The sequence below is a fragment of the Vibrio sp. 10N.261.45.E2 genome (assembly GCF_002875705.1).
Lineage (GTDB): Bacteria > Pseudomonadota > Gammaproteobacteria > Enterobacterales > Vibrionaceae > Vibrio.
The window spans coordinates 1-9,399 of record NZ_MCZZ01000035.1 but is presented as its reverse complement, the minus strand read 5'-3'; the positions used below and the strand labels follow the sequence as shown (position 1 = coordinate 9,399).

Annotated in this window: 9 protein-coding genes; 5 read left to right on the top strand and 4 right to left on the bottom strand. The window is 44.9% G+C overall.

Features of this window, described 5'->3' with window-relative positions:
* Positions 1–171 precede the first annotated feature (171 nt).
* Positions 172–495 carry a LysR family transcriptional regulator gene (locus tag BCT34_RS02065; protein WP_241902797.1) on the bottom strand — a complete coding sequence of 108 codons (324 nt, stop codon included), beginning with the start codon at positions 493–495 and terminating at the stop codon, positions 172–174.
* A 17-nt stretch (positions 496–512) separates the two neighbouring features.
* On the bottom strand, positions 513–1,664 hold the full coding sequence (locus BCT34_RS02060) for an anaerobic sulfatase maturase (protein WP_076651091.1): 1,152 nt from the start codon (positions 1,662–1,664) through the stop codon (positions 513–515).
* A 242-nt stretch (positions 1,665–1,906) separates the two neighbouring features.
* Here BCT34_RS02060 and BCT34_RS02055 point away from each other — a divergent pair, with 242 nt between their 5' ends.
* From BCT34_RS02055 to nfsA, 3 genes are all read left to right on the top strand, one after another.
* A complete protein-coding gene (locus BCT34_RS02055) occupies positions 1,907–3,307 on the top strand; it encodes a DUF1254 domain-containing protein (protein ID WP_076651090.1) in 1,401 nt (466 codons plus the stop codon).
* A gap of 131 nt (positions 3,308–3,438) precedes the next feature.
* On the top strand, positions 3,439–4,551 hold the full coding sequence (locus BCT34_RS02050; protein WP_076651089.1) for an outer membrane protein transport protein: 1,113 nt from the start codon (positions 3,439–3,441) through the stop codon (positions 4,549–4,551).
* Between the two features lie 209 nt (positions 4,552–4,760).
* Positions 4,761–5,483, top strand: a complete 723-nt coding sequence (gene nfsA / locus BCT34_RS02045; RefSeq protein WP_076651088.1) for an oxygen-insensitive NADPH nitroreductase — start codon at positions 4,761–4,763, stop codon at positions 5,481–5,483.
* A 95-nt stretch (positions 5,484–5,578) separates the two neighbouring features.
* On the opposite strand, the gene BCT34_RS02040 is transcribed toward nfsA, so the two are convergent.
* Complete coding sequence (locus tag BCT34_RS02040; protein WP_076651087.1) at positions 5,579–7,108, bottom strand: phospholipase D family protein; 1,530 nt, start codon at positions 7,106–7,108, stop codon at positions 5,579–5,581.
* A gap of 206 nt (positions 7,109–7,314) precedes the next feature.
* Positions 7,315–7,884, bottom strand: a complete 570-nt coding sequence (locus BCT34_RS02035; RefSeq protein WP_076651086.1) for a TetR/AcrR family transcriptional regulator — start codon at positions 7,882–7,884, stop codon at positions 7,315–7,317.
* Between the two features lie 60 nt (positions 7,885–7,944).
* Here BCT34_RS02035 and BCT34_RS02030 point away from each other — a divergent pair, with 60 nt between their 5' ends.
* On the top strand, positions 7,945–8,511 hold the full coding sequence (locus BCT34_RS02030; protein WP_102300675.1) for a dihydrofolate reductase family protein: 567 nt from the start codon (positions 7,945–7,947) through the stop codon (positions 8,509–8,511).
* 127 nt (positions 8,512–8,638) lie between these two features.
* Entirely contained in the window at positions 8,639–9,136 is a 498-nt protein-coding gene (locus tag BCT34_RS02025; RefSeq protein ID WP_076651084.1) for a hypothetical protein, read from the top strand.
* Positions 9,137–9,399: the final 263 nt, after the last annotated feature.

Sequence of the window (9,399 nt, the reverse complement as noted above, 5' to 3'; positions counted from 1 at the left end):
GTGCCTTGCCAGCCCTTTCAACTTTGAGTTGCCTTACCCAGCTTTCTAGCGTGGTTTTTCCAATACCCGGGTTAAAAGTGCGTCTATCACGCTTAGTCATAATGTCACCTGTTTTAGTCTTGAGATGATCATACATCACCTCTTAATCAGGTGGCCAAATTCACTATGCCACTACAGGATCAACAATGGGGAAGGCAACATGATTTGAACCTCCCCTCTTAAATCTTCCAAGTCCCACTCTTCATTGGGGATATAAAGGTTGTCTAGCTGCTCTAATAGCAGAGGCAAGGTTTCGATGAGCTTCAAGCATTTTGGGGTAGGTTCAAGCCTCGCTTTATCTCTAACAAACAATTCATCATCAAATTGTTCTCTGAGCTTACGAAGCATGACACTGATCGTCGGCTGACTTACGTTTAAGGCTTTTGCTGCGCTTACCGTTTGGCGAGTTTCATTGAGCACCAAAATAAGCCGCAGTAAGTTTAGATCTCTGGTCATGCCCGACTCCAAGTTATTTAGAAAAGTGGGAAGTACGCTGGCGAATACCCTTTTTTCATCGCTTCTACCATTGGCAATAATTTGGGTAATGCGTGACGAAAAAACATCTCATACCCTTGGCACAAATGATTCATCGCGCTGCCATCTTCGGTTGTTGCTATTCTATTCTTAGGGCAGCCACCTTGGCAAAGCTCAACAAAATCACAACCTCGACAAGTGCTGTTCAGTTCATGATATTTGTTGGTGCCAAACGCGATTTGTTCAGGTGAACTCGCCATGGTTGCAAGCTTATCACTATTCACAGTACCCAGTTGATGATCTTGGTACCCATAATGGTCACAACTGTAAACATTGCCGTCATGCTCAACCATTAATTGCTGTCCACAAGTCGCGCTGTGATGGCACATTTGGCTTTGGTAATCCATCAACACCATTAGACAGTTTTCAAAAAACTGGATATACACTTTACCGACATCATTGGCGACCCACGCATCAAACAAATCACAAAGGAACTGTCCCCATTGCTCACCGGTTAGCGACCAGTCGTGCCCTGTTCGCCTATCCAATTCATGATCGATACAAGGCTGAAATTGCATATAACCGCTGCCATTTTCAACCAAAAATTGATAGATCGTTTTGCCGTGTTTGTAGGTTTTATTATTCACAACCGTTAACGTATTAAACTCAACGTTGTGCTTTTTTAGATAAGACATCCCACGCATTGTACGTTCAAAAGACGACTGACCATTTTTATCGATCCGAGCGATATCATTCAGAATGTTGGGGCCATCGATACTGATGCCCATCATGAAATTGTGTTTAGCAAAGAAGCTCGCCCAGCGATCGTTAATCATGGTTCCATTGGTCTGCATGGTATTTACGACACGCTTTTTCGTCGCTTTGCTTGCCTGTGCTTTCATTGCCGTTTCATAGAAATCGAGCCCTCTTAACATCGGCTCGCCACCATGCCAGATAAAGTCCACTTGCTGAGCTTTCATTGGCTGCGCGTCGATATGAGCACCGACAATTTGCTCCATCATGTCCAGAGACATCGAAGACCTTTTGTCGCCATCTTGTCTATTGAGGTAATAGCAGTAGCTACAATCCAGATTGCACTGAGCCCCTTCGGCTTTAATGAATAAGCTAAAAGGATGAGTTGATGTGTTCATATTGATTCCCGTACTTTTTTGTCAACATATCAACCGCAAATCAATCAAACAATAGCGCCTCAGTCGCCCTATTAACACACGCTATCAAAGCGCCTTTCTATTTCAAAAAAACATCAAACAAAGCAATGAGTTAAATAACAAAAATAGCGTATTAACATCCTTAATATCGGCTATTACACTCCTTAATCTCACTTACTCATATGATAAATGCCTAACTCTGTTCCTACGATCTAAGGTGTTCCATGAGAAAGCTGCTCTATAAGAAAAGTGTACTGACCAGTTTAGTGTGTTCTTTGTCCAGTATTATCGCGATGCCATCCCTTGCCCAACAATCTATTAATCCTGAAGAAGAGCTCGCTTACAACTTAGGTGTTCAAGCGTTTATCTACGGTACGGGTCCATTAACCGTGGCGGCGGTTAGGCAAACAACCACATCGGTTGACGCGCCGATGGACAACGCCATGGCACCATTGAATGAGATGGGTAAGACACGCGTTCTATCTGGGCCTCAGGATAGAATTGTGCCTACTGTCAACAACGATACGCTCTACTCACAAGCTCACTACGATCTCGATTTGTCGGGTCCGATGGTGATAGATATTCCTCGCACCGATAAGCGTTACTACATTGTTCAATTATTGGATGCTTACTCAGATTCGATTGAAGATCTGCACGCCAAGAATGTCGGCGACCAAGGTTCCAAAGTGCTGTTGGTCAACAAAGGATGGGCTGGCGAAGTGCCAGAGGGAATTGATCGTGTCGTAGAGTCTCGCACTCCTATGGTTTGGTTGATTCAACGAACGGGCGTGTTTGGCGAGCAAGATCTCAATGACGCGTTGGTGACTCACGATAAATTTCTCAGCTACCCACTCGATCAACTCGGCGCAGAGCATGACATCGTAGAACTCAAAGCTTCGACAGGTCGTATACCACCCATGGCGAGACCTGAAGGATTAGAGTGGTATTCGCTAATTGACCGTGAGCTACGTAAAAACCCGATTCCAGAAGATGCTGCCATCGTTGATCAATTCCAACAAATTGGTATTGGAGGATCGACCCCCTTTAACCCGGACGCGCTAACTTCAGTACAGAAAAAAGGGCTAATGCGCGCGATTGACTCTTCGCAACAGATCATTCAATACGCAGGTCGAAGCATCGGTGATGTCAATAATGGCTGGTCGATGATGTACGAGGGAGGCCGCTACGGAAATGACTACCTGAGCCGAGCGAGCATCAATATGCGTGCGGCTGGTTTGAATGTGCCAGAGCGAGCTCTTTATCCAAATCGATACACGGACTCGAATGGCGAGCAACTGTCGGGCGACAATCAATATCGAATGACCATGCCTGCCGATGCACCCGCTGATGCCTTTTGGTCGTTGACCATGTATGACGCTAAAAACCTGTTCATGGTTGAGAACTTCATTCAACGCTATTCCATCTCTACCAACCGTAAAGATGAGCTGAAATACGCAGAAGACGGCACTCTGCCTATCTGTATTCAGTACAACAAGCCAGCTGATCCGGCATGTAATTGGCTACCTGCACCGAAAGACGATTTTTATCTGCATATGCGTCTTTACGAGCCAACGCAAGCCGTTCTCAACAATGAATATCCACTCCCGCAAGTCGAAAAACTCTAGCCCCAATTAAGTCGGTTGGTTAGCCTAAGTCAATTGCCACGGCGTTCTTAGTGCTCGCTCGTGGCAATCCCTTCAGACATGACTCAAATCGCTAGAAACATAACTCATACATTGAAAATGAGGTCCTATTCTTGAAAACACCTTTCATCACACTGTCTCTGTTGGTAACAGGGATAGTCAGCTCTCTTGCTCACGCGGGAGGGTTAAACCTATCTCAGATTGCGACAACCAAAAGCGTTGGTACGGCCGGCGCAGGAAACGTAACCGCGAACGATGCATCGGCGGTGATCACCAATGCTGCAGGATTATCGGCCATTGAAGAAAGCGCTTGGATTCTCGGCGTTCAATACCTCGATGTTGAAGCCACTTTTGTCCGTGACGATAACTCGGCTTCGACCACAGGAAGCAGCGCCGATGTTCTCCCTCACTTGTCTTACGCATCAAGGCTTAATGACCAATGGGTCGTTGGCGCAGCATTGCACGCAGCAGGCGGCACTGGCGTTGAATACTCACACGGCGTTGGCGCGCACCCTGCTTTATTGATCAAAGAAAATAGCATTTCGGCACTCAACTTAACGTCCTCATTGTCGTATCAAGTCAATGAACAACTGTCCCTTGGCGGCTCTTTGATATTGCAGCACGCAGCGCTTGAGACTCAAGCCTTGAACGGTCGTGAGCTCCAAGGAGATAGTCTTGATTTAGGGTTTGGCTTGAGTGTCAATCACCAAATAAGTGACCGCACACAATTAGGCGTCAGTTATCAGGGCCAATTTGATCACGACCTTTCTCTTGATACCGCTAACGCTTTTGGAATTAGCTCTGAACTGACATGGGTGCGAAGCTTAAATCTGGGGTTGAAGCATTCATTAAATGAGAGCTTAAACCTTCTACTCAGCTCCAACGTGGAAACATGGCAAGATTATGATGACAAATACTCAACCACCTATTCTCTTGGTGTTGGTGTGGAATACGCCTACCAGGATTGGTTGCTGTACAGTGGCGTAAGTGGTGACACGAGCCCAGTAAGCAGTCAAAACAGAGATGTGTTACTCCCACTCGATAGACAGTGGCGTATCGGATTTGGCGCTGAGAAGAAGATATCCAATGACTTACATCTAGGATTGAGCTACCAATACCAAGATCTAGGCCATGGTGAAATTAATGCTGACTCAGGACTATTTCAGCCTTCTGGCAGCTATTCGACCAACAGAGTTCACTTCATCACTTTGTCTCTTCGCCATTAAAGCGAACTCTTGAGCGTTCCATTCTAGCTTCTAGCTTCTAGCTTCTAGCAAAAAACGATACGAAAAAGGATTGGCTAAGAGAGCAATCCTTTTGATTTCATGAATATCATTCTGCCAAACAGAAAGGCTCAAACACCCTTTACGCTCATAGCAATTATCGTTATTGTGACTCTCAACGTCATCATCACAACAAGGATTGTCTGAGAGTTATGAACAGCACAATTGAAACTATTCTGGGGCACCGCTCCATTCGTCAATATACAAATCAACCGATTGAAAAAGCACAACTCGATGTGATTATTCAGGCTGGTCTCGCGGCTTCATCATCGAGTTTACTGCAGGCTGTTTCTATCGTGAGAGTGACAGACAAAGAGAAACGTAAGCTGCTAGCCGAATACGCAGGCAACCAAGCTTACGTTGAGAACGCGGCTGAGTTTTTGGTGTTCTGTATCGACTATCAACGCCACGCCCAGATCAATCCTGAAGTGAAAACCGACTTTACTGAACTGACACTGATTGGCGCGGTAGATTCTGGCATCATGGCGCAAAACTGCATGTTGGCTGCTGAATCACTAGGCTTAGGTGGTGTGTACATTGGTGGACTGCGTAACAGCGCGCAACAAGTCGATGAACTGTTAGAACTCCCACAACACACCGCCGTGTTGTTTGGGATGTGCTTAGGTCACCCGGCACAACAACCAGAGGTTAAGCCCCGCCTTCCTGCTCACGTGGTGGTGCACGAAAACCAATACCAACCGCTGAGCCTTGATGAAATTGCTAGCTACGATGACTCAATGCAAAGCTACTACGCAAACCGCTCAAACAATCAAAAGCAAAGCAGTTGGTCACAGCAGATCACGCAAAAGCTGTCTGGCGAATCTCGTCCACACATCCTGCCTTACTTGAACAGCAAACAGCTAACCCAGCGTTAAGCGTTAAGCGTTAAGAAATTGCAACAAACCACAGCGCAAACAAAAATGTCAGCGTACGATACGCTGACATTTTTATTTATCCGAGGTCAATTTGCTTACAGATATTTCTCGATCGGCAATAACTGTAAGAAGCCTGACTGCATGCGTTCCCACTTACCGGTTTCAGGTTCACTGTCCCAACTTTGTTCACCGGAATACCAATACACATCACCGTCTTCAAGCTCTAAGCGCCAGCTATTATCTTCACTCATGGCTTGCTCAATGGTGTTTGCCAACGTTTCAGCAATCTCTTTATTCTCGATGATCAAAACTGATTCTGTATTGAGGTAGGTAGAACGTAAGTTAAAGTTAAATGAGCCTATACTCGCGATACTGCGGTCAAATACGACTGACTTTGCATGCAAGCCATAGGCAGTCTCAGGCGCACATTTAGACTGGTCATGAGTCGATGCTTCACAAAGCTTCGATTCTGGTTTTAGCTCAAACAGGTCGATGCCGTGATCCAACATATCGTAACGTCTACCCGCATAAGCAGAGTGGTTGGTCACCAAATCATTAGAAGCCATTGAATTGGTCAGTGCCTTAATCTCAACACCCTTATTATTCAATACTTGCCATTCATCTAGCTGATCATCATCGAATACAAGGTAAGCCGATTCCAACAAGATCTCTTGTTTCGATTCGCTGGCTAGTTGCCCTAAAAGAACCGCCGTTGCTTTAGGTTCATTAGTATTGTCTGAATCGACAGGCACAGGGCGATCGTAAGCGAAACGGGCATTCACCCAAGTCATCTCACCAAGTGCCTCTTTCAAAAGGCTATCTGCTGCTTCACTATTTAATGGTAATTCAGGGTAGTTTTTGTATTTTGGAACGGTGATATCGCCAACCTTTGAAAGATCCGGTTGCTCTTCGTCACCCAACATAGCGACAGGGTAAGACCAACGGCTGTCCCAATATTCAATAAAACTGGTTTGGATGGTGGTAACGACTGTGCCCATCACCAATACATCACGATCTCGGAAATTGATCTCGTCAGAAAGGTCAAAATATTCATCACCTATATTACGCCCGCCAACAACAGACAAGGTGCCATCTACGGTAAACGATTTGTTATGCATGCGGCGGTTTAAGCGAGAGAAGTCGCCAAGGAAACTTAGCCATTTACTGAAGCCACGGCGTGTGGGTGTTGGATTGAATATTCTAATCTCAACATTCGGGTGTGCATCCAATGCTGATAATAACCCTTCACGCTCGTTGAGATTGATATCATCTAGCATCACTCGCACTTTAACGCCGCGATCAGCCGCTGCTAATAAACGGCTGGCTAGGTATCTGCCCGATTCGTCAGAGTTCCAAATGTAGTATTGAATATCAATGGTGTGCTCTGCACTTTCAACTAATGCCAATCGCTGCGCTAAAGCATCCCAACCGGATTCTTGTAAACGAACAGCGCTAGTCGCTTGCTCTGATACGGGTTGATATTCGTCCGCTAAAACCGATAAAGTGCTTGGTCCATAAGAGGTGTAAGGTTCTGCGGGATGGTCGATGCCTTCAGGTAGCGAAGAACAGCCGCCAAGAATAGCGACTAATAATAAGGTTAAGCTGATGCGTTGGAGCACAGGCATGTGTCTGACTTCCTTTTCACGATGACGTCTTTAGAAACTCTCCCGACAGCTTGTGACTCACAAGCTGTTCAGGGCTATTCATTGATTATTACTGCTAAAGCCTGAAATTTATAGGTAATTATCCAGTATAAGCAAAACTTAGCGACTTCATCGTAGGGAACAAAGCACCAAAGTCCCCTATTTACACATCAATCTATGCTACAAGATCACGATGACTTCAATTGCTCAATGGCCAAACAATAGAGGCCTAGCGGCTTTCTCACCATCTCAACCGTAATCTCTGTTCTGTTTGGGTTACAGTTCAATGCAAGTGCATAACCGTGTAAATAGTCCACCAGTAAATGAAGCGCATCTTCGGTTTGTTCTGATGTGAGATTCAGCGGATTCACTACCGCAGCAAAGCGCTTACCAAACACCTCGACAGGCCCAAGCGCCTTCATCGTTAGCAGAGTTTCTAGCAGACCACGGTAGTCATTCAACACCGATAGGTAACTCACGCTAAGCTGATAAAGGTTCTCTTGCCACACTTGCTTTTGCTCAGGCTGCGCCACTTCACGAACCAAAGAGACAGTGATCGATTCTAAGAGGTCATTTTTATTTTTGAAGTAATGGTATATCGCCATCGCATCCACACCGAGCTCTGTGGCTAACCCTCTAATGCTCGGTACTTTGCCTCCTTCGCGCATCATGCTTTTTGCCGTATCTAAGATCTTTTCAGCACTCAATTGCCTTGATCCACTCTTGGGCCGACCTCGTTTTTGATCCTTGACAGTCATATCTCCACCTCTTAAACTCAATTTCTACACTGTAGAATATTTTAATTTAATACAGCGCAAATGCCAAGTTCCAGTTCAATTTCGGAGTTAACAATGTCAAATATTGTCTTTATCGGTGCGAGTCTTGATGGTTTTATTGCAGACAAACAAGGTGGTCTAGATTGGCTACAAGCCATCCCAAATCCAGAGGGAAATGACATGGGGTACAACGCCCATATCGATCGTATTGATGCTTTGGTTATGGGCCGAAACACAATGGAGATGGTGTTAAGCTTCGGTATTGATTGGCCTTACAGCAAGCCAGTATATGTACTGAGCAACACGTTGACGGAAGTGCCTAAGGAGCTCGAAGATAAAGTCTTCTTGATAAAGGGCGAACTCACTCAGATCATCAAGGACCTGAACAGCAAAGGCCTTAACAATCTGTATATTGATGGCGGCGTGACCATTCAAAACTTCCTGAAAGAAGACTTGATTGATGAGCTGATCATCTCGACGATTCCGATCGTTCTTGGTGGTGGTTCTCCATTATTTGGTGACTTAGTCTCTCCTCTCAGATTTACACTGAAAGGCGTCACGACTTACCTAGACGAGATAGTAACCACTCACTACCGACGTAAACGCTAGAGTAGTCATCGGGTTGTACCAACTTCGAAATCATTGTTCGCGTTACACAAGAACAGCCGCATCTATTCAAGATTACCCAAAAGTAGTACTATTTATCGTATTTCATTCTTAATGGTATCTAGGTCTTATGAAACTTTTAGTCGATCGCACTGGTGAACAGTTTTTAGAAATTCTGGAAGAATCAGGAGACAAACTGACGGTTCAGTTCATTAGTAATGAAGGCAATCGAAAGGGTAAACCCTTCCAAGATAGTTTGAGTGGCTTGTTCCTGACCGGTTGGAAGCCACGCACTACCTCAACTGCAATAGGTTTAGAGCGCTTTAAACAAGGCAAGCTCGAAGACCCTAAAGTGAGTTTCGCGTTACACCAGCTCTATCCTCTGGGTCGATACGTAAAACTACCTTCTGGTGATATCGCAACAATCGCGAGTTACGCGAACACACATGCCGATGGCTACTACATGTTTGTGCGCCTCAACGATGACTTAACACGACTCAAGATTACACCTGATTGGGAACTGCAACCTTCCGTTGAAAGATTGGCGCTGCCTTATTACCCTGTCCCAATAACCAAGGAAGAGCTCGACAATATTGACGATTTTGATGCATGGGCTGGAGGGTTTTAACTCATATCAAGAGCTTTTTGGATCTTCAAGCACTGGCTATCTCGCCTAATGTACTCTTGGTTTAAACATAAATTTTCACACTCACAAAACTAGCACTTTAGTATTATACAAAACCATCTTTATTAGTACTTCTCCAATCCTCCTTAACAAAAATATCAATATTTGCATGAAAAGTTAAGATCTCCATTTATGTACAAAAATCAAAACCCTCCTTATTATTTTGATTAAATTTTTATTATTCGCACCCTGTAGTGGTCAAGTAA